General features: G+C 48.0%; 20 protein-coding genes. 1 reads left to right on the top strand and 19 read right to left on the bottom strand.

Translation table 11 applies throughout. From position 1 onward, the window contains the following. Positions 1–78: 78 nt before the first annotated feature. The 11 genes from DXB83_RS01900 to DXB83_RS01850 all read right to left on the bottom strand — a co-directional run bounded on the left by DXB83_RS01900 (position 79) and on the right by DXB83_RS01850 (position 15,160). Positions 79–1,389 (bottom strand): M18 family aminopeptidase, encoded by a 1,311-nt coding sequence (locus DXB83_RS01900; protein WP_118697216.1) that lies wholly within the window; start codon positions 1,387–1,389, stop codon positions 79–81. Positions 1,390–1,629: 240 nt separating this feature from the next. Continuing rightward, complete coding sequence (locus DXB83_RS01895) at positions 1,630–3,555, bottom strand: ABC transporter ATP-binding protein (protein ID WP_118697215.1); 1,926 nt, start codon at positions 3,553–3,555, stop codon at positions 1,630–1,632. A gap of 3 nt (positions 3,556–3,558) precedes the next feature. Further along, positions 3,559–5,307 carry an ABC transporter ATP-binding protein gene (locus tag DXB83_RS01890; RefSeq protein ID WP_117760378.1) on the bottom strand — a complete coding sequence of 583 codons (1,749 nt, stop codon included), beginning with the start codon at positions 5,305–5,307 and terminating at the stop codon, positions 3,559–3,561. Continuing rightward, the gene (locus DXB83_RS01885; RefSeq protein ID WP_242991099.1) at positions 5,301–5,762 is read right to left on the bottom strand and encodes a MarR family winged helix-turn-helix transcriptional regulator; all 462 of its coding nucleotides are present in this window, start codon (positions 5,760–5,762) and stop codon (positions 5,301–5,303) included. Before DXB83_RS01885 ends, DXB83_RS01890 begins: the two co-directional genes overlap by 7 nt. A 236-nt stretch (positions 5,763–5,998) precedes the next feature. Next, positions 5,999–7,786 carry a cobaltochelatase CobT-related protein gene (locus DXB83_RS01880; RefSeq protein WP_118697214.1) on the bottom strand — a complete coding sequence of 596 codons (1,788 nt, stop codon included), beginning with the start codon at positions 7,784–7,786 and terminating at the stop codon, positions 5,999–6,001. An 11-nt stretch (positions 7,787–7,797) separates the two neighbouring features. Beyond that, positions 7,798–8,709 carry an AAA family ATPase gene (locus tag DXB83_RS01875; protein ID WP_118697213.1) on the bottom strand — a complete coding sequence of 304 codons (912 nt, stop codon included), beginning with the start codon at positions 8,707–8,709 and terminating at the stop codon, positions 7,798–7,800. A 190-nt stretch (positions 8,710–8,899) separates the two neighbouring features. After that, on the bottom strand, positions 8,900–10,357 hold the full coding sequence (locus DXB83_RS01870) for a radical SAM protein (protein ID WP_118697212.1): 1,458 nt from the start codon (positions 10,355–10,357) through the stop codon (positions 8,900–8,902). Between the two features lie 232 nt (positions 10,358–10,589). After that, the gene (locus tag DXB83_RS01865; RefSeq protein WP_022463293.1) at positions 10,590–11,048 is read right to left on the bottom strand and encodes a cyclase; all 459 of its coding nucleotides are present in this window, start codon (positions 11,046–11,048) and stop codon (positions 10,590–10,592) included. A 323-nt stretch (positions 11,049–11,371) separates the two neighbouring features. Beyond that, on the bottom strand, positions 11,372–12,706 hold the full coding sequence (aspS, locus tag DXB83_RS01860) for an aspartate--tRNA(Asn) ligase (RefSeq protein ID WP_330426795.1): 1,335 nt from the start codon (positions 12,704–12,706) through the stop codon (positions 11,372–11,374). Positions 12,707–13,093: 387 nt separating this feature from the next. After that, positions 13,094–14,266, bottom strand: a complete 1,173-nt coding sequence (locus tag DXB83_RS01855) for a metallophosphoesterase (protein ID WP_118697211.1) — start codon at positions 14,264–14,266, stop codon at positions 13,094–13,096. A gap of 93 nt (positions 14,267–14,359) precedes the next feature. Continuing rightward, complete coding sequence (locus DXB83_RS01850; RefSeq protein WP_118697210.1) at positions 14,360–15,160, bottom strand: PHP-associated domain-containing protein; 801 nt, start codon at positions 15,158–15,160, stop codon at positions 14,360–14,362. Positions 15,161–15,456: 296 nt separating this feature from the next. Here DXB83_RS01850 and DXB83_RS01845 point away from each other — a divergent pair, with 296 nt between their 5' ends. Beyond that, positions 15,457–16,479: a hypothetical protein gene (locus tag DXB83_RS01845; protein ID WP_117760382.1), complete on the top strand. Its 1,023-nt coding sequence runs from the start codon at positions 15,457–15,459 to the stop codon at positions 16,477–16,479. 21 nt (positions 16,480–16,500) lie between these two features. Here the strand turns inward: DXB83_RS01845 and DXB83_RS01840 are convergent, their stop codons facing one another. The 8 genes from DXB83_RS01840 to DXB83_RS01800 form a co-directional block, all read right to left on the bottom strand. Next, on the bottom strand, positions 16,501–17,049 hold the full coding sequence (locus tag DXB83_RS01840) for a TetR/AcrR family transcriptional regulator C-terminal domain-containing protein (protein WP_055226495.1): 549 nt from the start codon (positions 17,047–17,049) through the stop codon (positions 16,501–16,503). A gap of 120 nt (positions 17,050–17,169) precedes the next feature. Further along, positions 17,170–18,768, bottom strand: coding sequence for a sensor histidine kinase (locus DXB83_RS01835; RefSeq protein ID WP_243038320.1), 1,599 nt, complete (start codon positions 18,766–18,768; stop codon positions 17,170–17,172). Then, complete coding sequence (locus DXB83_RS01830) at positions 18,765–19,448, bottom strand: response regulator transcription factor (protein ID WP_117804030.1); 684 nt, start codon at positions 19,446–19,448, stop codon at positions 18,765–18,767. The genes DXB83_RS01835 and DXB83_RS01830 overlap by 4 nt, the downstream gene beginning before the upstream one ends. Positions 19,449–19,707: 259 nt before the next feature. After that, on the bottom strand, positions 19,708–20,811 hold the full coding sequence (locus DXB83_RS01825) for a glycerol dehydrogenase (RefSeq protein ID WP_118639949.1): 1,104 nt from the start codon (positions 20,809–20,811) through the stop codon (positions 19,708–19,710). A 550-nt stretch (positions 20,812–21,361) separates the two neighbouring features. Beyond that, positions 21,362–22,651 (bottom strand): ATP-binding protein, encoded by a 1,290-nt coding sequence (locus DXB83_RS01815; RefSeq protein ID WP_118639913.1) that lies wholly within the window; start codon positions 22,649–22,651, stop codon positions 21,362–21,364. Positions 22,652–22,874: 223 nt separating this feature from the next. Beyond that, positions 22,875–24,425, bottom strand: coding sequence for an ATP-binding cassette domain-containing protein (locus DXB83_RS01810; RefSeq protein ID WP_118697209.1), 1,551 nt, complete (start codon positions 24,423–24,425; stop codon positions 22,875–22,877). A gap of 313 nt (positions 24,426–24,738) precedes the next feature. Further along, positions 24,739–25,647 (bottom strand): aminoglycoside phosphotransferase family protein, encoded by a 909-nt coding sequence (locus DXB83_RS01805; RefSeq protein WP_147397750.1) that lies wholly within the window; start codon positions 25,645–25,647, stop codon positions 24,739–24,741. A gap of 165 nt (positions 25,648–25,812) precedes the next feature. Continuing rightward, positions 25,813–26,358: a hypothetical protein gene (locus DXB83_RS01800; protein WP_117509083.1), complete on the bottom strand. Its 546-nt coding sequence runs from the start codon at positions 26,356–26,358 to the stop codon at positions 25,813–25,815. Positions 26,359–26,476 lie beyond the last annotated feature (118 nt).

Raw genomic sequence — 26,476 nt, 5'->3', positions numbered from 1 at the left:
CACTTTGCAAGTACGCAAAAAGCGACCGGCAGAGGCTTTTCAAAAGTCCCGCCGGCCGCTTTTTTCTATCTTAAACTTTTATTTTTCTTCCAGAGAAAATCCATGCTCTGTCCGCACCAGTGTCGTCTCATAGAAGGTCTTTGCGAACTGCACCAGATAAGCAGTATCTTTGGCGCCTGCCGTCTCATACGGGGAATGCATCGCAAGCTGAGCCATTCCGATATCCACGCTTGTCACCGAGACAAGAGAGTTCAGAATTGCGCCAAGCGTGCTTCCGCCCGGAATGTCGGCGTGGTTTGCGAATACCTGGCACGGTACGCCGGCCTTCTCGCAAATCATCTTTGTTACGGCTTCCGAAACAGCATCGGTCGTGTATTTCTGGTTTGCACTCTGTTTGATGACTACGCCGCCGTTCATGTATACGCGGCTCTTCGGATCGTATTTCTCCGCATGTGCCGGGTGGAAGGCATGTGCATTGTCAGCAGAAACAAGGAAGCTTCCCGCAAGATCTCTGTGATATGCAATCGTGTCTTTTCCACAGGCTGCATTGATATGCTGCAGTGTCTCTGTCAGGAACGAAGAATCCGCACCCTGCTTTGTGAGGCTTCCTACCTCCTCATTGTCAAAGATTGCGCAGACATTGACCTGGCCTGTTGCCTTTGCAGCAAGAAAGCCCTTTAAGGAGCCAAACGCGCTCTGCAGGTCATCCAGACGCCCACTGGATAAAAACTCCCTGCCGGCACCCCAGATGGATCCTTCCACTCGGTTATACAGATAAAGCTCCATGGAGAGAATATCCTCTTTTGCGGTATCCGGCAGAAACAGCTCATAAAAATGATCTTTCGCTGTCTCATCACCGAGAATCGGGAGCATGTCGGTCTGCACACTGTATTTGATTCCGTTGTTGATGTCACGATTCAGATGAATCGGCAGATTCGGGATCGTCACCAGATCTCGTCCGGCATCAACCAGAACGGATTTTACGCCGTTTCCATCGCGGACCACCATACGGCCTGCCAGGGAAAGCGGACGGTCAAACCACGGAGCGCGGATCATGCCGCCGTAGCCCTCCACGTTCAGGCGGGTGTAATGACCATCCGTCACGAATGGGTCCTCTCCCTTTACTTTAAACGTCGGACAGTCGCTGTGGCTTGCGATGATCTGGTAGCTGGAAAATGCGCTCTCAGGGATCTGGAACGCAATCACCGAGGATTCATTTCTCGTCACATAATATTTTCCGCCCGGAACGAGACTCCATTCTTTTGTCTCCTCCAGTTTTGTATATCCATTTTCGTTCAGCAGATCGCCGGCTTCTTTTACCACATGAAACGGGCTTTTGCACCGCATGATAAAATCGAGCAGCTCCTGCGCTGTATTCAGGTATTCCATAGTTTTTCTCCTTTGCATATATTCAAACGCTTCTTCTATTTTATAAAATCCCGCTGTCTTTTTCAAGACCCAAAAACCTGCGGGAACTTACTGTATCACTCGCAATCATCATTTCGAAGCGGATATTCGCAATCCGCTTCGCTACTCGCACATAAAACCAGCCGCTGCTTCGCAAAAAAATCCCGCACAGACAGATTTTTATTTTCTGTCGTGCGGGACTTACTTTTTCCGTTTTTTCTGCTATGCGGAAACCTGATTTCCGGTATACAGCTGGTAATATTTTCCTTTCTGTTCCATCAGCTGATCATGGGTACCGCGTTCAATAATTTGTCCCTGCTCAAGAACCATGATACAATCGGCGTTTCGTACGGTAGACAGACGATGTGCGATAACAAAGGTTGTTCTTCCGCTCATCAGCTTATCCATACCATCCTGAACAATGCGCTCGGTACGGGTATCGATGGAGCTTGTCGCCTCATCGAGAATCAGTACCGGCGGATCTGCAATGGCTGCACGCGCGATCGCAAGAAGCTGCCGCTGACCCTGGGACAGATTCGCACCGTCTCCGGTCAGCATTGTGTCATAGCCCTGCGGCAGACGCATAATGAATCCGTGCGCATTCGCCAGTTTTGCTGCTGCTACAACCTCATCCTCCGTCGCATCGAGCTTTCCGAAGGCAATATTTTCTCTTACCGTTCCCGTAAACAGATGTGTATCCTGCAAAACAATGCCAAGCGATCTTCTCAGGTCATCCTTTTTGATCTTTCCAATGTTGATCTCATCGTAACGAATCTTACCTTTCTGAATATCATAGAAGCGGTTGATCAGATTGGTAATGGTTGTCTTTCCGGCTCCGGTAGAACCGACAAACGCGATCTTCTGACCCGGCTCTGCAAACAGCGATACATCGTGCAAAACAATTTTATCCGGGTTGTAGCCGAAATCAACATGTTCGAATACCACACGGCCCTGCAGCTCGCGGTAATCCACAGATCCATCTGCCTGGTGCGTATGCTTCCATGCCCATTTTCCGGTACGCTCTTTCGTCTCGGTGAGTTTTCCGTTTTCTTCCTTCGCATTGACAAGCGTTACATACCCCTCGTCCAGCTCCGGCTCTTCATCCATCAGTCGGAAAATACGTTCCGCTCCTGCAAGTGCCATAACAATTGCGTTCAGCTGCTGGCTGACCTGGTTGATCGGCATGTTAAAACTCTTGTTGAAGGTCAGAAAGCTTGCCAGACCACCGAGCGTAAAGCCACCGACGCTGCCAAGGGCAAGTGCACCGCCTACAATTGCACAGACAACATAGCTCATATTTCCAAGCTGTGCATTGATCGGTCCGATAACATTTGCAAACGCATTGGCATTGTAAGCACTCTCATACAGATTGTTATTAATTTCTTTGAATTTTTCGATATTCTCCTCTTCATGACAGAATACCTTGACAACCTTCTGGCCATCCATCATCTCTTCGATAAAGCCGTTGACTTTACCAAGATCCCTCTGCTGTTTTACAAAGAAATTTCCGGAAAATCCGGCCACCTTTTTTGTCACTCCCAGCATGATAGATACCATAACCAGCGTTGTAATCGTCAGCGGGATGTTCAGAATCAGCATACTGACAAAGACACTGGCAATCGTGATTGCACTGTTGATGATCTGCGGGATACTCTGACTGATCATCTGACGCAGGGTATCAATATCATTTGTATAAATCGACATGATGTCGCCGTGCGCATGGGTATCAAAATATTTGATCGGCAGCTTTTCCATATTGCCGAACAGATCATTTCTCAGATTCCGCAGGGTTCCCTGGGATACATAAATCATGGTACGGTTCTGAACGAACGCAGCCACAATACCGATTCCGTAAAATCCGGCCACCCGCAAAATTGCGTGGAGCAGCGGGCCAAAATCCGGATCCGGCTGGGTCAGCATCGGCGTGATATAGCCGTCAATCAGCGTTTTCATAAACATCGTTCCCTGTACATTTGCCAGGACGTTGACAAAAATCGCAATGACAACAGCGATGCAGTGTACCGTATAATCCTTTAATACATATTTCATAATTCTGGTAAAGATCTTCATCGGATTCTTGACCTGCGGTTTCACCCCTCTTGGAGGTCTTGCTCCCGGCCCCTTTACCTGCTGTACTCTCTCTGCCATTCCTTACTCACCTCTCTTTTCGTCAAAGTCTCCGCCGCCACCGGTCTGAGACTCATATACTTCCCGGTAAATTTCATTGGTTTTCAGTAATTCCTCGTGGCTTCCAAAACCATTTACTTTTCCGTTCTCCATGACAATGATGCGGTCTGCGTCCTGCACACTGGAAATACGCTGTGCAATGATCAGCTTTGTCGTCTCAGGAATCTCGGTCAGGAATGCCTTCCGGATTTTCGCGTCGGTTGCGGTATCGACAGCACTTGTACTGTCATCCAGAATCAGCACCTTTGGTTTCTTCAGCAGTGCTCTTGCGATACAGAGGCGCTGTTTCTGGCCGCCGGATACGTTGGATCCGCCCTGCTCGATGTAGGTGTTGTAGCCCTCCGGCATCCGGTCGATAAATTCATCGGCGCAGGCAAGACGGCAGACACGCTTGCACTCTTCTTCCGAAGCATTTTTATCACCCCAGCGAAGATTGTCGAGAATGGTACCGGAAAACAGCACATTTTTCTGTAAAACAACGGCTACTTCATTTCGCAGCGTTTCCATATCGTAGGAGCGGACATCCTTTCCGCCGACCTTAACGGATCCATCTGTTACATCATACAGACGGCTGATCAGGTTGACAAGACTTGTTTTCGCACTTCCGGTTCCACCGATAATACCGATTGTCTCACCCGATTGGATGGAAAGATTGATATCCGAAAGAACCGGCTCGCCGGCTCCTTTTTTGTAGTTGAAATAGACATGATCGAAGGTAATGCTTCCATCCGGAATCGAAAAGTCCGGATTCTCCGGATTATCGAGATCACTCTTCTCATTCAGGACTTCTGAAATACGGCGCGCACTTGCAAGGCTCATTGTGATCATAACGAATACCATGGAAAGCATCATAAGGCTCATCAGAATGTTCATGCAATAGGTCAGAAGGCTCATCAGTTCTCCGGTCGAAAGACTGCTTCCGACAATCATTTTGGCGCCGAGCCAGCTGATCAGAAGAATACAGCTGTACACGGTCAGCTGCATCAGCGGTGCATTAAAAGAAAGATTTTCTTCTGCTTTACAGAAAATTTTATAAATATTTTCGGACGCTTTGTGAAATTTTCCTGTCTCATAATCTTCGCGCACATACGCTTTTACCACACGGATTGCGGATACGTTTTCCTGCACACTCGCATTTAATTCATCATATTTTGGAAATGCCTGCTCGAAATATTTGGTTGCAGACCGCATGATCAGAAACAGACACGTTCCAAGAAGAATAACGGCCACCAGATAAATGCTCGCAAGGCGTGCATTGATGTAAAACGACATAATCATTGCAATGATCATACTCGCCGGTGCACGCATGCACATACGAAGGATCATCTGATATGCATTCTGCAGATTCGTCACATCTGTGGTCAGACGGGTGACAAGACCTGCTGTACTGAATTTGTCAATATTGGAAAAAGAATATTCCTGGATATTTTCAAACATGGCCTGACGCAGATTTTTTGCAAATCCGGCAGATGCCTTTGCTCCATATTTTCCGCCCATGATACCTGCAAACAGACCGATGGCTGCTGCCACTACCATGAATGCTCCCACCACGTAAATGTGATGGAGATCGCCTTTTTCTACACCGTTATCGATAATGGATGCCATCATAAGAGGAATGATCATCTCCATGATAACCTCCAGAATCATGAAAATCGGAGTGGCAATGGAGGCTTTTTTAAACTCTTTTACCTGTGCTCCAAGTGTTTTTAACATGATGTCTCTCCTAACATATTTTTTACGTTGTTTTTGACCTGATCGATGACACGGTAGAAAGTGTCAAGATCTTCTTTTGAAATTCCCGCAACCGTCTGTTCTTCCAGCATATCGATCATATCTTTCGTCTTCTCGTGAAGCTCTCTTCCGGTATCGGTCAGCACCAGTTTTTTCAGCCGCGCGTCATAGGGAACGGACTCCCGTTTGATGTAGCCCTTTTTCTCCATGAGCTTTAAAATGTTGGTCACGGTAGAGCGGCAGATCTTAAATTCCGCTTCAATATCTTTCTGGAAAATATCTTTGTGCTCGTTCCTGCACAGATAGCCCAAAATCCACCCGTGCATGGCCGTCAGTTCATCGACGCCCCGCTCTCTGGCGGCTGCCATCAGGTTCCGTGACATCATATTGTCCAGCGTCCGCAGTTCGTGGCCGATTTTTCTTTTTTTACAACACACGCTGCTTTTTTCCTCCTTTCCCCTTTGCTGCCGTCCCCATCTGTTCGTTATAAAACTGTTTGAATAAGGACTGTTCCATAAGCAACTGTTCTATAGATGACTGTTTCATATTAAACAGTTCGTTATAGAACATTCTAGGAGATTTTGTGGGAAATGTCAACCTGTTTGCGTAAAAAAATCGAAAAAAATGCTCCGGATAAAAGTTTTTCACTTTCCGCCTGGAGCATTCCGCTCGTTTATTCTTCGATTTTTCTTCTTAAATAGCTTCCCACCATATGGGAAAAGTTGCGGATATCGCGCGCATACGCGAAATCCTTGCCGAAAATCTTCTGCTCCGCCATAAGCTCCGTCTCCTCGCCTACAAAGACCCCAAGCACCGAGACACCCTGCTGCCTGAGGCGCCGCACCTCAGTTGCCGTGTCATGCAGTGCATAGTCATCCCGGTACGGCTTTGGATTTCTCGCATTCGGCCGGTTCACCAGCACATCGTACGGCTTTCCGTCGCTTAAGAGGATCAGCAGCTTCCGGTCCTCCTGGCGTTTTAAAAGATCCATCCCCGCCGCCTTGACAGCAAGCCCGTCGCGGTTGTTTGAGGATGTGATATACTCAAAAATATTGCTGTTCTTCTCCCGCGGATCGTCGTAATCGCGCATCCGGTGCAGGATCGTGTAATCCCAGAACGTACAGAAGCTCATCACGCGGAACGGGATGTGCAGGCGGCTTAAGGTCTCCGCCAGAATGTACGTCTGCAGTGTCACATTCTCCTGGCGCGGCCGCTGGGAACCGCTCGCATCTACGAGAATATCCACGACAAAATCCAGCGAATTCCGCCGCTGCTCCAGCCGGAACAGATCCGCATTCTGGCTCCGTCCCACCTTCCACATCCGCGCGGGCTGTAAAATTCCGTGGTCTGCATCCGCAAACGACTGATCCTCCTGCAGCAGCATCGCTTTTTTCAGTTCCTGATACAGCAGCGAAATGTTCTGCCGCACCGCGCGGTGCTGGTCGTAATAGGCATGAAGGTTTTTATCCTTCTGCTTCTGCGCGTAGGAGAGCTGATAATACTTTCCGACCGGATTTTTCAGCACACCCTCCGTGTAATAGAGGCTGCAGTCGCTGTGGATGCCGCGGCAGAGCTGGTAATTCCGGCTTTTCTCCTCGCTCTCCGAGAGCCACGTTTTTCCGTAATTGCGCTGAATGTACTGATACATCCGTGCCAACGCTTTCTCATCGACGACAACGATCTTTTTGGTATCGCTTCCCGCTGTTTTTTCTTTCTTCTCTTCCGCCTCTTTTGATGTGAAATTTGTCATATCAAGCGAAACTCGCTCCAGATATGTCTCGAGCCCGTCCTCGTACAGTTCCTCCGAAAGGAAATCCTTCCAGGAATACTCGGTGAGCTCCTCGATCGTTACCGCAAGAACCGAGGCAAGATCACCGTGCTTTTTCACAAATGCGGGATCGACGACCTTATTGTACAGCTCGTCCGTCACCCGGATCAGTTCCATTGTATCCGCTGTTTCGGATGCGTGCTTCAGCAGCTCCATCCACTCCCTCGTTTTCCCCGAGTATGAAGGGCTTTTTCCCTCGTCCTCCTCTCTTCTTCCGCGTAGATACTCCAGTTTCAGGCGGCCTGTCTCATTTCTGGATAGAGTTTCAAAAGAGTGGTCCAGTATTTCCTCCGCTGCTCTCCTTCGAAAGCCCTTGACACCGGGGCGCTCGCTTTCGAGCCGCTTCGATACGGCCTCCTCCGTCACCAGCTGGGCGAGCATCATCAGTTCTCCCTCCGCTGCGCCGCTGTAAACCTTCTTCACCAGATACAGGCTGTAGGCTCCCCGATCAAAGTAACACGAAAAGGCGCCCTGGCGGATTGTGTCGTACAGTACCGTATCCGGCTCTTTCGCATACCGCTCCACATCCGGGTTCAGCTTCAGCGTGTAGTCGCCGCTGACAGTCCAGACGAGATTGCGGATCCGGCTTTCCAGCTCCATCTCATGCGTTTTTAATGTTTCCTCTGTCACCATACGTATTTCCTCTAAAAAATATCCTGCGGCGTCCACTCTTCCGGAATCCGCGTGCGCACGACATCCCGCACAATCTCTTTTTCAAACAGGTCAAAGCATTTATTGACAATGCCGATCTGCACCGCAAGATACGGGGACAGCCCCTGGCGCATCGTGCCGATCGCTCCGAACAGGCCGCGGAGGTCGAGCGCGCGCGTGGTGATTTCCGCCTGTTTTGCCTTTTTCTGCAGATCGAGGTAAAGGCCGGCCAGCGCTTCGCGTGCCGCCGGTTTCAGATCCGGGAATTTTGACTGCATCAGATAAAACAGTGTCTCTTCTGTAAGCGGCGGCATGTCAATCACCAGAAAGCGGGACACCAGCGCTTCATTCAGCTCCCTCGTTCCCGCATAGCCGTAATTCATCGTTCCGATCATCCGCGCCGCCGGGTGAAGCGGAATTTTATCGTAGCCCGGCACATCGATGATGCGGCGGTAGTCGAGCGCGGCGTGAAGAACACTGACCGCATCGTTTTTCGCCATGTTGATCTCATCGAGAATACCAAAGCCGCCTTCCTCGGCACAACGGTAAATGCTGCCCTTCCGGAGTGTGACCTCCTGGTTCTGGAACGTATCGGTTCCGATCAGCTCGGCGCTTCCTGTGTTTACATGGAAGGAAACGTTGTACGTCGGTCTTCCGAAAACATACGCCAGTGTCTCTGCCAGCACGTTTTTTCCCGTTGCCTTCTCGCCGGTCAGCAGCAGATTTTCGCCCTGCAGCAGCGCGGCAATTGCCATCTCCAGAATCTCTTTTCCGAAAAACGGGATTTCCGGCGTGCTCATGCGGTTCTCTAAGCCCTCCGCCACCGGATAGCTCTCGCGGAATTTCTGCACACTCTCAATTAACGCCCCGCTTACGCCCTGTTCCTGTAAAAATGAATCGTTCATCTTCTATTTTTTAATCCTCTCTGTCGTTAAAATATCTTTTTGCTTCTACCAGTATACGGGATCTGCCTTTTTTCTGCAAGACCTGTCGGACTTAGATTGAATTGGATTGAAACATAAAGACACCGGAAAACAGGCTTTATCCCGTTTCCCGGCGTCTTATTTCTGTCATTGATTCAGTTCATGCATCGCATTATCCGCGGATTCCGGAAAGAATTTCCTCTGTGGAAGCTTTTGCCTCCTCGTCCAGGTTCTCTTTCTTATAGTTCTCATATCTCTGTTTGTGATGCGGATTCTCTGCCCACAGCTCGTCTGCGGCTTTTTTCCACTCTGCTGCATACAGGTCGCATTTTCCGCACAAATGCTCTGCGCTCTCCGGGGACTGCAGGTCGGTTGACTTCGCGCCGGTCTTCTCTACCATCTCACGCAGCAGTTCCGGATTTTCGAGCATCGGACATGGGCGCAGGTGGTTGCGGTTGAACGGCTGTCCATCGCGGTATGCCTGGAACAACGGCTGCTGCAGTGCTTCGATCAGGGAAACTTCGTTGATGTTGGCGCCGGAGTAATGGATGAAAACACACGGCTCCACATCGCCGTTTGCATTGATATGGCAGTAGTTTCTTCCTCCTGCGATACAGCCTCCGACGAACTCACCGTCGTTCTGGAAGTCCATAACAAAAATCTGTTTGTCGCTCTTATCGGAACGGATCTCACGCAGTCTGTGATAGATATATTTTCTCTGCTCAACCGTCGGCATCAGCTCCGGTGCTGCATCCATACCAACCGGCATAAAGTGGAAATACCAGCTGTAGCGGCAGCCATGTTCGATCAGCAGATCTAGGAATTTATCACTTGTCACAGTCTCGAGATTGGCTCTTGTATAACAGATGGAGGTTCCAAACAAGAGACCATGTTTTTTCATCAGATCCATGGCTGCCAGAACTTTGTCGAAAATACCTGCACCACGGCGGCCGTCATTTACTTCCTCAAAGCCTTCCAGTGACAGGGAGAAGGAGATATTGCCGAGCTTCTGAACTGCTTCACAGAACTCCTCGTCGATCAGGGTTCCATTCGTGAAGCAGTGGAATTCACAGTCATGATGCTCTTCTGCCAGACGCAGGATATCTTTTTTACGTACAAGCGGTTCGCCGCCGGTGAACATATAAAAATACGTTCCCAGTTCTTTTCCCTGACTTACAATATCGGAAAGCTTTTCATAGGAGAGATTCAGCTTATGACCATATTCTGCTGCCCAGCATCCGGTGCAGTGCAGATTACAGGCACTCGTCGGATCTACCAGCATGGTCCATGGGATATTGCAGTTGTATTTTTCACGGTTCATACGGATCTGTTTCGTTCCGACAAAAGCCGCCTGAAATCCTAAATTTAAAGCAGTCATTTTGATCACCTGCGGATCCAGCTCATCCAGTCCGCGGTTGACGTACTGTACCCATTTGTTGTCCGGATTTTGCAGCATGGTGCGGATGTTGTCGAAGGTTTTCTCCGCAAACATATTTCCGGTAAATTTCTGTACAAAATCCGTCAGATTCAACAGCGCTTTTGTTCTGTCGTCTCCGTGATTCACATATTTTAAAACACCATCGATCGCAGCGCCTGCAGCGGCTCTTTCTACTTTCATTTTTCCATCCATTGTTCACGATCTCCTTTGTAATAGTTTAATATTTTTATGCCTGAGACAGATCTGGTTTTCAATACCACATCTCGGCTTTTTCCCATTATATTCTTCATATTTTGAAAATACAACCCAAAGTTCCGCTGTTTGGGACACATCAAAAAAAGTGTCCCACAAGGGAACACTTTTTCCTGTTTTTCTCTTTCCGTTATATTTTACATTGCATTTTCAGATTCACACAAAGCATTTTCTAATTTTCGATCAGAACCGCGCGGATCGGTCCGCCGTACTGGTGTTTCTTTTTGACCGGAGCAGCCACAAGAAAATAATGACCCGAGGTCACTTTCTCCAGATTCAGATTTTCGACAATCACCGTACCTTTTTTCAGCAGCTGCTGATGAACATCATTCCCCGATGTCTCATTTCCGACAGTTTCCTGCTCCACACCGAGCAGCACCAGTTTTTTCTCTGCCAGGTAATCTGCCCCATCGCGTGTAATCTGCGCATCGCCGCGGATCAGGAGACGTTCACAGTCTTCTTCCATGACCTCCTCGAGCACTTCTCTTGTCACTTTTCCCTCAAGCTCCGCCACCTGACAGATGCCAAGTGACCGGTCGAGCGTCGTCTGCGCCGTTCCTTCCTCCGTCATCAGATGGCGCGGCGCGTCCATTGCGGAAAACTGCTCTCCGGAAATGTCATATAATTTCATATTTTCCTATCCTCAAACCGGGAAACTCCCGTCTTTCTTTTTTCCAATATTTGCCGATACTGCCAGATTCTGCCGGCAGCCAAACCTTGTTTAGTATAGCCTATTTTCGGACGCTTTACAAGGCTCATTTCTGCAAAAATTCTGACTTTTATACAGCAATCCTGTCTGCAATAAACAATTTGTCATTTTCACTCCCCTGGTGTATAACAGAAATATCCAAACGGTTACGCTATCTTTCAAAAGGGAGGGAAATCTTATGAAACTCCGGCTAAGCCCGTGAATCTGCGCCACGGCTTCGCCGGAGTTTTTTACACTCTTCTGGTTTACGGAATCAGACGGTGAATGTCTCTTGGAAACAGGGATGCGTTCCGCACATTTTCAAATCCGAGAAGCCGTGCCGTAAACCGCTCCAGCCCAAGACCGAGGCCGCCGTGCGGGGGCATGCCGCAGCGGTGCATCATTAGATAGCTCTCAAACGCTTCAACATGCATGCCGCGGCTTTCGATCTTTTCCACCTGCTCCCGGTAATTGTGGATGCGCTGGCCGCCGGTTGTCACTTCAAGGCCGCGGAAGAGAAGGTCAAAACTTTCCGTCACTGCCGGGTTTTCTCTGCTGTCCATCGCGTAGAACGGGCGCTTGGCGCTTGGATAATGTGTCACAAATACGAAATCACTGCCTGTCGTTTTCTTCACGTATTCGCACAGCAGTTTTTCCTCCTCCGGTTCAAAGTCCAGTTTCTCCGAAAAGGCTCTTTTGTATACGCGGCTCACCAGCTCTTTCGCCTCGGAAAAACGGATTCTCGGAATCTCCGTGATCACCGGCACCTCTGCTTTTAAAAGCGAAAGCTCCGCTCCGCATGTCTCCTGCAGCCGTCCAAATGTGTACCGCAGCATTTCCTGCTCCATCGCCATGATGTCCTCAAAATTCTCGATATAGCCCATCTCAAAGTCCACGCTTGTATATTCGTTCAGATGACGCGCCGTGTCGTGCTTCTCCGCCCGGAAGACCGGTGCGATCTCGTAGACACGCTCGAAGACGCCGACCATCATCTGCTTGTAAAACTGCGGGCTCTGCGCCAGATATGCCTGTTCGCCGAAATACGACAGGGAGAAGATATTAGCTCCGCCCTCGGCTCCCGCTGCTACGAGCTTCGGTGTGTGGATTTCGGTGAAGTGCTGTCCATCCAGAAATTCGCGGAACGCCTGACAGATCCTGGCCTGAGTTTGGAAAACCGCGCGCTCTTTTTCATTTCGCAGCGTGATGGGCCGGTAGTCCAGCAGGTTCTCGATGGAAGTGTTGACCCGCTTCTGGTTGATGACAACCGGCGGTACTTCTTCCGGCTCGGAGAGGATTTCCACGTCTAACAGATGCAGGTCATACCCGCTTCTGGAACGCTCTTCACGGATCACCTCCGCGGTAAACCGGACACACGCCTCTTCTTTTAATTCCTCCAATGCAAACCGGGCATACGCCGGCTCGTACACGCACTGTACCATCTGCCGTTTCGTCCGAAGCAGCACAAATGCAAATGAGCTCATTTTTCGGATTTTGTAAATGCTTCCATGCAGCCGCACGATTTCGCCGATGTGTGCTCCTAACTGCTCTGCTTCGAGTTCCTCTGTTTTTCTTACTTTTACGGTATTCATTTCTGTCTTCATAGTCTTTTCTGCCTTTCTGTTCTGATTTTTCTTTATCGCCGCAAAATCAGCAGAAAATCCATATGGACATAATCTGTATGTCCCATACGATCACAACCCTTCTCTGATGTAAATTTCAAGTCATTCCCGCATGGATAAAAAATGGCAAAGAAAAACCACACGGGGTATTTCTTTTTCTCCCAGTGTGGTTTCCCTTTGCCTTATCTTCCACACAGGTACAACACAATCAGCGCCTGTACCTGTGAAGTATAGTAGTCTTCACTTTGATACAAGCGCTATCAATCGTCGTCCCTGTGCATCTGTACGCTGTGCATCTCGTTCATCGTTGATAACCTCTGTTTCGTAGTTTTGTTGTATTATAATTCTGCGTTCCGGTTTTGTCAACCCTTATTTTCCGTAATCGATCATCACCACTTCCGCTTTCGTCCCGATCCGCATCGGCGGTCCCCAGAGACCCACGCCGGATGTGACGATGCTGTACATGTCTCCGACTTTCTTCATCCCGCAGGCATTCTCCCACATCAGGCCGGTAAGGATATTGCCTGGGAAGAGCTGTCCGTCGTGCGTATGGCCGCCAAGATCAAGGTCTGCGCCTGCCTCTGCCAGCTCGGTCAGCTCCGACGGCTGGTGGTCAATCACAAAAACTGGAAGCGACTGGTCCAGTCCGGTAAGCAGTTCGGACGGCGTGTCGCGTGTCTCCTGCGTTTTGCGGATCCGGTCGGGATCTTTTCGGCCCGCCAGATAAAAGGCATCATCGATACAGACCACATCATCCTCCAGCAGATGAATCTTCGCGCGGTCCAGAAACTCACCGAACCGGCGGTCGGCGATGCGCTCCTCCTTCGTCTCAAACGTAAAGCCCGCGAGAATCTTCTCATCGAGATCGTGGTTGCCGTAGCAGGCGTACGTGCCGTACCGGCTCTTTAAGCCCGCCAGAAGATCCGCCACGCGGTCCGGCTCATAGATGGCATCGTACTCATTATCAAAAATATCCCCGGCAATCACAACGACATCCGGCTCCTCAGCATTGATTTTTTCCACCATCTCTTCCATCTGATGACTGCCGATGCTGTACCCCAGATGAAGATCTGCGACGAGCGCAATTTTCAGATGTGCATCCTTTTTCGATGGAACCTCATATCGTGTCGTGTAAATATGGACTGCATGCACCATTCCGTAGATGCACATTCCCGTCACAAAAAGGATCGCGCCAAGGCCGACCGCTTTCAATCCCATCGGAGAATACAGCCAAGTTTTCGTCAGTGCCGTATGCGCAAAAATGAAGCGCAGCAGCACCAGAATCGCGGTGAAGCCAAGAAAATACAGATACATGCCAAGCCAGCAGTTGCTGATGACCTTTAAAATCCGGTGAACGGGATCTCTTTTGATCAGAAAGCTCGTCAGCAGGGAAAGTGCAAAAAATGCATACAGCACCAAAATGACACCCAGCACGGCCGGATGGCGGAACAAAGGATGCACCTCCTTCATCCACCGCAGCAGCCAGTAGGCGGTAAATACATTTGCCAGTATGTAGACCGGCGCAAGAAATATTGCAAGCATACGTATGTTTCCTCTCTTTTTCGATTCAAATACAGGGCAGGAAAAAGCGTGCCGAACGAAACGTTTCCGGCACGCTTTTTTGCCAGGCATTCATCAGAGTTTTTTCTCTATGATATCAAACAGCTCACGTCTCCGCTTCCGCCAGCGCCAGCCATTTGCAAGTTTGTTGTAGAAATAGAACGAATCCACAAGCACCATGTTCAGGCGGCCGATCCGGTCTTTCGTCGTTCCGTTGTAATGTTCGCCGCCGCATTCGATCTGCGGGCACGTTTTTACGTAGGCGATCAGATCATCCTCACTTCTGATAGTATCCGGCAGCTCGGTATACGCTTTTCCGATGCAGTCCAGCCGGTGCGCATCGCTTCCGCCAAAGCCGGGCTTATTGAATTTCTCCGCCAGCCGTTTCGCTTTTGCGTTCGTCCCCGCGCTCTCACACGCATTGAAAATTTCAACAAAATCGAACTGCGGGAGAAGCTGGGCAATCCGCTGCTGATACTTTTTCTTCCGTTCATTCGTGCTGATCATGCTCATAAATTTTTCGCCGTACGGATGCGCCGGTCCTAAAATTCCGCCGTACGCATGGACGATCTTGACAAGGATCGATCCCGGCAGGCCGCGCAGCTCCAGAATTTTTAATTTTACGCCGAACGGCATAATCACAAGAATGTGGCCGCAGTCGCACGTATCGTACTCAACACCTTTTAATACCACAAAATCCTGGTGTGCTCTTCCCTTGATGGCATTCTTCCACTCGCGGTATCCGTCATAGGAATCGTGGTCGGATACCAACATTCCTCCAAATCCTTTTCGTTTCAGTGTTCGGATGTACTCCTCAATCATGACTTTTCCATCCATCGAACCCTCTTTTGTGTGGCAGTGCATATCAAATTTCATGCAAAACGCCTCCTTTTATCTTCCATGTTCGAAAACCATTTCGTTTTTCCTATTTTTCTGGAATTGTTTCGGATGGTTCCGCCGCGTTTTTGGCGCGGCAGAATCGATAGTTTGCACCATCTAACTTTATTTTACCACTTTTTCCACAAAAGAAAAAGAAATTTCTTCTGAAGATCTGGTAAATTTTCCTTAAGGAATGGAGTTTTTAGACAATTCCTGTTCTTTGTCCCTGTTTTTACCGTGTTCTTTTTGCTATGATAAAAACAGCTTATTTTACTTGATCGGAGGAACACATTATGAATTCACAGGACATCACCCGCGCACTGATCGACACAACAGTTGCACGCGCGATGGTGGAGATGGACGCAGATCCGAAACGCAGCGTCCGCAAGCTCTGCGATCTTGGCCGCCAGTTTTCCCGCGGCCGCTTTCAGAATCAGATTTTTGCCATTTTTCAGGATCTTCTGCGCAACGATGAAAGCCCGTATTATCAGGCAATCGACTTTCTGCTGCGCAGCAACGATCCGGAAGCGCTTCGTCAGTTCGGCATCAACATCGGCTACAACAGTTTTACCTACGGTGCGCAGATTCTGCGCCAGAAGCAGAAAGAACTTTCCTTTGCTGTTCCCTGGGTTGTCAAGCTCCGTCTCGACAGCCGCATCCCGGACACTTACGATTCCTCGTTTTTTGCATCCGTGGTCAGAACCGGTCTGACATACGGCATCTACTCTTATCAGCTCCGCTCCATGGATCATCATGAGGATATGGAATCCTACCTTGCCGTCATCCAGTCGCATCCGGAATGCGCGTTTCTTTGGTTTCTTTCCGATACGCCGCTTACCGAAAAACAGCAGAAACTGCTTTTATCCTGCCCGAACCTGATGGTTTCTCTTCCAATTGATGCCCCCTCAACGGTTTCCATGGCAAAAGCCCTGCGCCGTCAGAAAACGCTGTTCGGTATGCACAAAGTCTATCAGGATGCAGATGCTGCCGCTTATCTGCTCTCTTTTGACCACCTGTATTCCCAGATGGAACAGAGTGTCTTTTTCTTTCTGGTCGCAGATGATTCGTGCTCAAAAGAAAGTATCCGGGCTGTTTCCGATGTTGTTCAACAGTACCGCTTCACCCCCATACAGCCATTCTTCCCGATCGAAGTGCAGGAAGACTCCCGCAAAATTGAGCAGATTATCACCGCCAATCCGGCGTATCTGCTGCTTCTGCCGGATCACATGGCCCGCACACTCGATACGCCCACCGTTTCCTTTGAAGAGTTGTCTCTTCGGAATATATTTTACCGTGAACTGCTCGCAGATGCATAAAAGTACAGCCAAAGCGGAATTTTATTTCTTTGGTTCCGCTTTGGCTGCTATTTTTTCTGATGATCTGTATATCACTTCTTTCAGTTCTTCGACAAACGTTTCCGGTTCCAGCTCGCTTTCCATGGAAAACCAGCGCAGAACCGCGGTCAGGAAGGCATCACAAAAGAACGTTACAAACAGTTTCTGATTCTGTACCTGAAAGAGATCCTGTACAAAAAACGCCATGACCGGCTCGAGCATCTCGTAAAAGTAATCCTTAAAACTGTTCTGCCCTTCGATCCTCAGGGCACTCTGGTAAAATGCTTTATTCTGATAGAAAATATTGCAGACCGCCACCAGCACATCCCATTCATTCTCAAAGTTCTTTCCGCCCATGTTTGTCAGAAAGTCCACATAAAAGATCCAGTTTACCAGATCGTATTTATCTTTAAAATGATAATAAAAGCTTTTCCGGTTCAGACCGCATTCCTCGCAGAGATCTGAAATACTGATTTTCGCAAAAGACTTGCGTACCATCAATTTTTTCATTGCATCTGCAAGCGCACTCTTTGTACTGTTGGAATCCGCCATCTCTTCTCTCCCTCTCTTTTCGACCGTTTGTGCTATTATTCTACACCATCTTTTTCCTTTATGCAAGAAAAGCGCACCAGGAAAAGGCTGTATTTCCTTTTTCTGGCACGCTTTTTGCAATCATGCTTCTTCCGTTTTTCCATCTGCCTCCAGTGTGAACCAGAATGCCACACCGTTGTCGTAATTCTGGCAGCCGCACTGCTGCTGGAAGGAATCCATAATGGCTTTTACGATGGAAAGGCCGATGCCGCTTCCGCCGTATTCCCTTGTTCTCGCTTTGTCCACCTTGAAGAATTTCACCCATACCTTGTCGAGATCCTCCTCCGGGATCGGGTCCCCGGTATTGAAAACGGTTGTTTTTACGACATTCCCTTCTTTTTTGCAGCTGATCTCAATCGTGTGGTCGTAGTCCAGATGGTTGAGGGCATTCGTCAGATAGTTGGTGATAACCTCCTCGACCTTGAATTCATCGCCCCAGACATAGAGCGGGTCGCCGCCGGTAAAGAGCACTTTTGCCTCTTTCTGGCGGATCAGGATGTCGGAGGACTGCAGCACGCCTTTAATCACGGCGTTCAGATCGAACCGTTCCATATTGACCTGATCCTCACCGAACTCGAGTTGGTTCAGGTTCAGGAGTTTTTTGACCATCTCGTTCATCTTTGCCGCCTCGTCGATGATGACATCGCAGTAGAACTCGCGGCTTTCCTCATCGTCGTTAATGTTGTCTTTCAGGCCTTCCGCATAACCCTGAATCAGAGCGATCGGGGTTTTCAGCTCATGTGTAACATTTGAGAGGAACTCGCGGCGCATTTCATCAATCTGCGTTTTTTTGTCAATATCTTTCTGCAGCTCAACGTTCGCACTTTTCAGCTCGGAAATCGCCTGCTCAAGCTGTTCGGACATGACATTGAAGTTGTTTCCAAGCTCGCCGATCTCGTCTTTTCCGCCGCTCACGTAACGGGCATCGAAGTCAAGGGCTGCCATTTTTTTCGAAATTTCGGTCAGCTCCTGCACCGGACGGACGATCTGGCGGGTGATGATCCAGATCACAATGGCACCGATGATGATGATCGGAATGCCGATAAAGAGGTAAAACTGGTTGGAAAGGCCGACCGCATCCGTGATGCTCTCCAGCGGGCATCTTGCAAAGTAGCAGTTTCCATTGTCAAACCAGCCGATGATCTGCAGATACTCGGCATCGGCGTGGCTGTCGTAGAATTTCTGGATCTGATAGTTGTCTTTGCTGTCAACGACTTTGGTATTTGCCTGCTCGTTTCCGCTGATCAGGCCGAAGATCAGGGTCTGGAGGCTCTGGCGGTCGGTTGCGTTGGAATAGACGAAGCTGCTGAGCTCCGGTCCGGTAATAATGACTTTCAGGTTGTTGGTAGCGCAGAACTGCTCGAAGGTATCAGGGATATTGTCGCTGTCTCCGCCTGTCGCATTCAGTTTCTGAAAGCTCTCTGCCAGAATGTGTTCTTTATCCCGGATATAAAAGGACCCGAGAAAGAAGTAATTGATCAGGCCGATGATAAGCAGGGTAGCCGCCATGGTCGCAATAAAAGTGTAGGCAATTCGTTTTTTGACGGAGTGTTTTCTTCCCTTTTGTGGCATTTTCAAGTGAAACCGGTGCTTTTTCTCCGTCTGGTTTCCCATTGTCACACGGGAATCTTCTGCAGGTATCTCCATGGAAGTCTCATTTTGTTTTTCTGTTCCGTTCATGATTCGTCCGCCTCGAATTTATAGCCCATGCCCCAGATGGTCTTGATTAAATCGCCTTTGTCGCCCATTTTGCTGCGGAGTTTTTTGACGTGGGTGTCGATGGTGCGTGCGTCGCCGTAGTAGTCGTAGTTCCAGACGTTGTTCAGGATTTTTTCTCTGGAGAGGGCGATTCCCTGGTTTTCGAGGAAGTAGGTGAGGAGTTCGAATTCTTTATAGCTTAACTCCATTGGTTTTCCGTCAATGGATGCCATGTGGGCGGCTTTGTCGATGCGGATGCCGCCGGCTTCTAATACGTCGTCTTCGCCGGTTTTGCCACTGCGGCGCAGGATGGCTTCGACGCGGGCGACGAGGATTTTCGGGGAGAATGGTTTTGAGATGTATTCGTCTACGCCGAGCTCAAAGCCGAGGAGTTCATCGCGTTCTTCGCTTTTGGCGGTGAGCATGATGATCGGGACTTTGGAGTTCTGGCGGATTTCGCGGCAGACCTGCCAGCCGTCCATTTTGGGCATCATGACGTCGAGGATGATGAGGGCGATGTCTTTCTGGGCGTAGAAGGTGTCTACAGCCTGTTCGCCGTCACCGGCTTCGATGACGTCGTATCCGGCTTTTACTAAGAAATCTTTGACGAGTTTGCGCATGCGGCTTTCGTCGTCTACTACTAGGATTTTTAATTTTTCCATGAGTTTTGTCTCCTTTATATGACGGACGGAAAACGCCCGGCTGCCCGCCCGCTCGTGCTTTTTCCTGATCTCGTTGTGTTTTTATGTTTGATATTTTTACCATTTTACTTTAACATGGGTTTATGTTTTTTCTGTGAAATGGGGTGAGTTTATTTTAACATATAGGAAGGGAGTTGGAAACTTCTATTTTTTGTATTGATTAAATTTGGGTATGAAAAAAGATCTCCTTGGGTTGGCAGGAGATCTTTTTTCATACGGGTTATTCTTCTTCGTCGAGATAGTATCTACCGTAGGCGTCGGCTGCTTTAATGGCGGCGAAGACGGTCTCCGGGGTTACTTCGAATGGCATATTGTGGAGGGTGTCGGTCTCTGCGCATGCGGTTTTGGCTACTTCCATGAGCTGGTCGTCGGTTACGTTTCCGGCACCGAGTTCAGCCAAGGTGACTGGGAGACCGACTTCGATGCACCATAAGATGATGTCTTCGAGTTCATCGAGCGGTACGTTTTCCAGGACGAGCTGAGTCAGGGTTCCGAAGGCTACTTTTTCACCGTGGTACATATGATGGCACTCTTCGAGTACGGTGAAGCCGTTGTGGATGGCGTGGGCTCCTGCGAGGCCTGCGCTTTCAAAACCGATTCCGGAAAGGAGGGTGTTGGCCTCGATGACTTTCTCGACTGCCGGGGTGCATACGCCGGCTTCAAGAGCGATTTTGGCTTTTACACCTTCTTCCATCAGAGTGTCAAAGCAGAGTTTCGCGAGTGCCATCGCTGCCTCGGTTGTTTTTCCACCGGCGCAGGAAGTAGCTCCGCTTCTCTGGCAGGCTCTTGCTTCAAAATAGGTGGCAAGTGCATCACCCATTCCGGCTACGGTCAGGCGGACTGGAGATTTTACGATGATGTCAGTGTCCATCAGAACCAGGTTCGGGTTTGCCGGAAGGAAGAGGTATCTCTCGAATACACCCTCTTCTGTGTATACAACAGACAGTGCGCTGCACGGTGCATCGGTCGATGCAATGGTCGGGCAGATGAATACTGGTGTTTCTGCGTAGTAGGCAACTGCTTTTGCGGTATCAAAAATTTTGCCTCCGCCGACACCGATAACCAGATCACAGCCTTTTTCTTTCACGATAGCAACCAGACGGTTGATCTCACTCTCACAGCACTCGCCGTTGAAATAATCAAAAACAACGTCGCAGTCGCTTCCCGCAAAGCTTTCTTCGATCATTGCTCCGATCCGTCTGTAGCCTCCCTGGCTGATCAGAACCAGTGCTTTCTTTCCGTATTTTGCCGCATATGTTCCGATGTTTTTCATTTCCCCTGCGCCCTGTAAATATTTAGAAGGGCTAATTAAAATTTTTGCCATTTCTCTTACGCTCCTTTTTTGTTTTTTGAACGTCAGCCTCCGCTTCTGGCGTTTTCTGCGAAAAATGAGTTTACCGCAGAACTTGTCTTTATTATAATAACTGCGCTGTAAAATTGCAAGAATATTTCCATCCAAAATGAACCCCGGAAGTTCACATATTTCCCCGGGATTTTTCGGTTTATTCTGCCTGATCGTAAATGATTTTGCAACGCAGCAGTCCTGTGCGTCGTTTGGGTAGGTATACGGTGCAAACAGATAGACAACTGTCGGGGCATCGTAAAAAGCATTCTGGATTGTGCTGTCATCAGCGATGCTGTCGGCTTCGAGAATTTTGTCCAGTTCTTCCTTTTTGATCTTCTCCGGCTGGTAAAACGGGTGGAACGTCTGGCTTTGATTAAAGTAACCGCCCCTCTGATACGTTTTCACGTAAATTGGCTAAGGGTTGGCTGTGTTGACGATCGCATCGGCATGAACTTTTGTGATGTCGTTTCGGATGATTTTAAATGGCATGGGGATCACCTTCTTTCGTGGGATTTATAGCTGTTTTAATTTATAAGTTGCAAACAGCGTATAATGGCATATTTACCATCCGCTCCTGCTCTTTATACTTCAATGTTGAAAATCGAACTGCTTCTTCCGGCTGGAATTTTTCGCAATATGTTTTAAGACTATGGGATCGAATGTTCTGTTCCGCCTTTACTTCAATCGGCACAATACTCTTTGCCTTCTGAATCAGAAAATCCTGCTCGAAAGTTGCTTTTTCATTTCCATAATAATATGGCGTATAAGGGGTATCTGAAATCAACTGCTGCAGAACGTACTGTTCTGTAAGCGCGCCTTTAAATTCAACAAAAATATCGTTACCCTCCAATATGGATTCTGCTGGCAGTTCACTCATTGCTCCGAGCAGTCCTACATCCAGTACGAATAATTTATATGCATTCATATTTTTATACGCCTTCAGCGGCATATGAGGCTCATTTACCCGGTTGACTTTATATACTAATCCACAATCCAGAAGCCACTGAATTGCTATTTCAAATTCGCTGCTTCTGGCTCCTTTCTTTATCTGTCCAAAGAAAAATTTTTTATTCTCCTTCGCCAGCTGCCTCGGAATAGAATCCCATACCATTCGTATTCTTGGGAGAACTTTTGCTTCAATATGCTTTCCAAAATCACCCTCATACTGCCGTACAATATCACTCTGTATCTGTCGTACTTCTGCATAATCTTTGTTCAGCCGAAATGCATCCACAACTGCTGGCATGCCTCCTGTATAATAATAATTTTTTAACCAGAACAAATATTTATCCGCAAAATTGTCAATTAAATTGTAATCCTTTGTTTCCAATGCACTTTCCAGCCCTTCTTCGTCCATAGCGCACAGGAATTCTCTAAAATTGAATGGATATAAATCCAGTAAATCTACTTTTCCCACCGGATAGGATATTCCCTCATGAAGCGCCACGCCAAGAAGTGAACCTGCTGCTATTACATGATATTCCGGTGCTTCTTCGCAAAAATATTTCAAAGATTCCAACGCTTTCGGTGCATTTTGAATTTCATCCAGAACAATCAATGTATTCTCTGGGGTAATCGCTACACCTGATTCAATATTGAGGTTCATAATAATACGTTTTATATCGAAATCCGTATCGAAAACCGCCTGCATTCTCTGATTATTGTAAAAAGAAATGTAGGCGGTTTTTTCATAATATGTCTTACCAAATTCTTTCATTAACCACGTTTTACCAACCTGCCGGGCTCCCATTAAAATCAGTGGTTTTCTGTTACTTTTTTTCTTCCAGTCTAATAGTTTATCCATTGCAAATCGACGCATGCTGATCTTCCTCCATTTCTCTTTTTTATTATTTCACATTTTTCCTGTGTTATTCTTACCCTAATTTAACATTTTTCCCGACTTAATTCAATATAAAATCAACATTTTTCCCGACTTCACCGGAACAGAATCTGCTGCGAAACCTTCTCTTAAGACAAACATAATCTCTCTACGGAAAAATACGACGGCCAGCCACCGTCGTATTTTTCGTTATCGAATATTTTTATTTTTCTTCTCTGATCAGTCTGAGTCCGTCTTTTTCCAGCAGATACTCCTTCCCGCACACCTCTCCGATATACTTCCTGTCATGCGAAATGCTGATGATGGCGCCTGGAAATTCGCGGAGCATTTTTCTTATGACCGGTCCCGATAAGGGTGAAAAGTTTCGGGTTGGTTCATCCAGAATCAGCACATTGGCATTGCCAAGGCTCATTTTCAGAAGCAATACTTTTGCCTTCTGGCCGCCGGACAGTTCGCGGATGGGGTGATCCATCTCGTCTGCCGTGTACTTCAGCGATCCGAGATACGTCCGAATCTTCGTCCTCTCACTCTTCTCCCCGGTGGAATCCAGAAAATCGACCGGCGTCATGGAAAGATCCAGCTGATCCTCATAATTCTGCGGCATATAATCTACGCGGAGATCCTCCCGTTCTTTCAGCTCTGCTGCAATCTTTTTCAGCAGTGTCGTTTTACCTGCCCCGTTCGGGCCGACAATGCATATTTTTTCCGGTCCTCTTATCTTTAAGGTGATATTTTCCGCCAAAACCCGCTCTCCATCCGGCGTTTCCAGTTTCGGAAGCTGATATTCGATGACCGTTTTCCCGGCCGGCATGGCTGCCTCTGCTCCTCCAAGCTGGAAGTAAATCGCTTCCTCCTGCTCCGGCATTTCTGTCATGCGGGCATCTTCTTTTTCAAATCTGCGGTTCATCGCCTTTACGGTATGCATTTTGTCCTTCAGATTTTTCGCCACGGACGGTGCCTGACGGGAACAGTTGCTCAAGGCGTTCTGCACGCTCTGGTATACCTTTCGGTATTTCTCATCGCGCAGCGCTTTCTCTCTCCTGTCACTCTGCGCCTTCTGTTCCTGGCGCCCGAAATTCTGCAGGCGCTCCTCTACATACGTCCGATAGGGAAGTTTCGCAACCGTGTATCTCGATTTTGTCTTCCGCACAATCTGTTCAATATGAATGACCATATTTGCCGTGTTTTCAATCAGCGTTTCATCGTGCGAAATGAAAACAACAATATGCTCCCATTCGCGGATCAGTTTCTCCAGAAGTTCCAGTGTCGCAAGATCAATATCATTTGACGGCTCATCCAGCAGAAGGACCGTGGCATCCTCCATGAGAAGACGCATCATCTGCGCTTTCACCTTCTCGCCGCCGGAAAGCTCACTCATCTGCTGATCCCGGTAGAAAAATTCTTCCGTCAGACCAAATTTTCTTGCCAGCACCGCCAGATCCTTCGGTGTCTGATCCCAGAACTTTTCTTTTTCATAGAAATACTCATACACCGTCTTCGTTTTCTCCGCCTCCGGAAGTTCCTGCGGCAGATATCCAAGCCGCTCCTTTCCGATGATGCGCTCGCCTGTGGATTCGATGTAATCTTCCGTCAGTGCGGGATCGTACATCCACTTCAGCAGCGTCGATTTTCCGTTTCCCTCCTCTCCAATGATAACGGCCTTATCACCGTCATTCAGTACAAGCTGAAAATCTTCGAGAATCACCCGCAGATCTTTTTTATGTGTCAGTGTTAATTTTTTTATCTGCATCATACAGAAGCCCCCTTTGCTCCGGCAGCCTCTTTTCTGCTTTTTTACGCAAAACGAGCCTGTCCTGCGTACGCAAAACAGACCCGCAAAAAAATATCCCTGTTCTATTCTCATAAAAAAGGGAAATGATTCAGCGATTCTCGTCTTTAAGCGTACACGAAAAACAGGCCTGTTTTCCAGGCTGTCCGTTCTTTGTGTTTTTCTTAAAGTCGATTATCGCAGAAACATTCCCTCACCTTTACACCAATGGTGCTCTTTCTTTTTATTTTCTGTTCCCTATTATAGGACAACTTACAGATAAATGCAATCCGTTTTTTTACAAATTGAGAAGTTCCTCTGCCAGCGCCTGTGCATGCTCCAGATACCAGCCGTCTTCGTCCTCTTCTGCTTCCACAAACTCGATATACTCATTCAGCGTGGCCAGCTTCACATCCAGATTGAACTGTTCGCGTGAAATCTTTGTCTTTAACGCTTCATACATCCGATCCAGAAACAGCTCTTTCTGTGCATTGTTCATGTAGAACGGGAAAGTACTCCGTGTCTCGGTCGCATGTGCCAGGAATCTTGCAATGTCCAGAGAATACGGCATCATTCCACCAAATCCCCAGTCAATCATGACAACATTTTCGCCGTCATAGATCACATTCCACTGCAGGAAATCACCGTTTGACATCGTACATGGACAGGTCAGCTGGCGGTCCAGGAACATCTGATACGCTTTCCGCAGAATTGGATCATCCGCTACGGACGATGCTCGGCGCAGAACGCGTTTCCAGTATTCGACAAATCTCTGCTCCACTTCATTTTCCGGCGCTTTGTCCATCGACGGTGTCCAGAAATACGACTGAATTTTACTTAAGGTTTCTGCCGCTTTTTCTGTTGTCTCGTCCGTCATATCCCGCATGTCGTTTCCTTCTACATACTTCATGCAGATCCAGTCCGCATCCTCTGCCTGCCGCATACCGACATACTGCGGTACGTGAAACTCTCCTTTTGACAGATACTGCGCATAAATCTGCGCTTCTTTGCTGCCGGTTTTCTTCAGTGTATATTTTCCTGCATCTGTCTCGATCACATACACATCGTACTCCCGCACTTCATCTTCCGCCTCGCCCCACTGCTCGCAGATGCGGGAAACTGCTTTTACCGGTTCTCCGATGATTTCAAATGCCATTGTTTTGATTTCATCTGAATCTACTGATTTCTGAAAATTTCCTAACTCCATCTCTTTTGTCAAATCCTTCTCTTTTTCACATTATTCTACTACTATATCACATCTGTGACACTTTTGTCATTCTATCTTTCTGGCTTTTAAAAGCTTTGGAAAGTTTTTTCACAAAAAAGCAGGCGCACCAGACATTGCCGTCTGATGCGCTCGTATCTGTCAATTTTATGATCCAATCGAGTATTCCATCGATGCCACGCTTAAGATAACGGTTGCGCTTTCATCCCCTTCCGTAAAAGCCGTCAGCTGCAGAACCGTATCCTGCTCCCCCTGCCACTGATAAATCTGATTTCCGAGTCCAGTTGCAATTCCTCCGCCGTATAAAGAATTCAGTTCGTCTACTTCTTTCTGAATCCATGTATTGGCATCCTGTTCGATGTCAAAAGTAAAGGAAACCTGACTCAGCTGACCGTCCGAAAATTCCAGATCCATGTTAGATTCTGCATTTTCCAGGGAAAATTTTTCTTTGCTCTCGTATGTCTTTGTGCTGCTCTCATCACCCTGTCCCAGATCTTTTTCATCAAACTTCAGGAAGCTCTGTTTGAAAAGCTGTTCCGAATCCGTTCCCCATTCAAAATCCGCATACTGGAAAACCTGCTCCTCTGTACAGAGTTCCTTTAAATCCAGATCTCTGCTCTGTGATCCTCCTGCAGATGCGCAGCCCGCCAGCAAAAACAAAGGTAATAAAAAGATTGTCTGTCTTATCTTCATAAACTTCCCCCCTTCTGTTTCCTGATTTTTTAATTAATACTGAATATTCTATCGTTTCTTTATTTTTTCTGTAAATTTATGGTATCATACTTTATTCTGCTGCGCAATACTTTTATCA

The sequence above is a fragment of the Blautia sp. OM06-15AC genome (genome assembly GCF_003481425.1).
In the GTDB taxonomy this organism is placed as follows: Bacteria; Bacillota; Clostridia; order Lachnospirales; family Lachnospiraceae; genus Fusicatenibacter; species Fusicatenibacter saccharivorans.
This window is presented reverse-complemented; position numbering and strand designations above follow the sequence as displayed.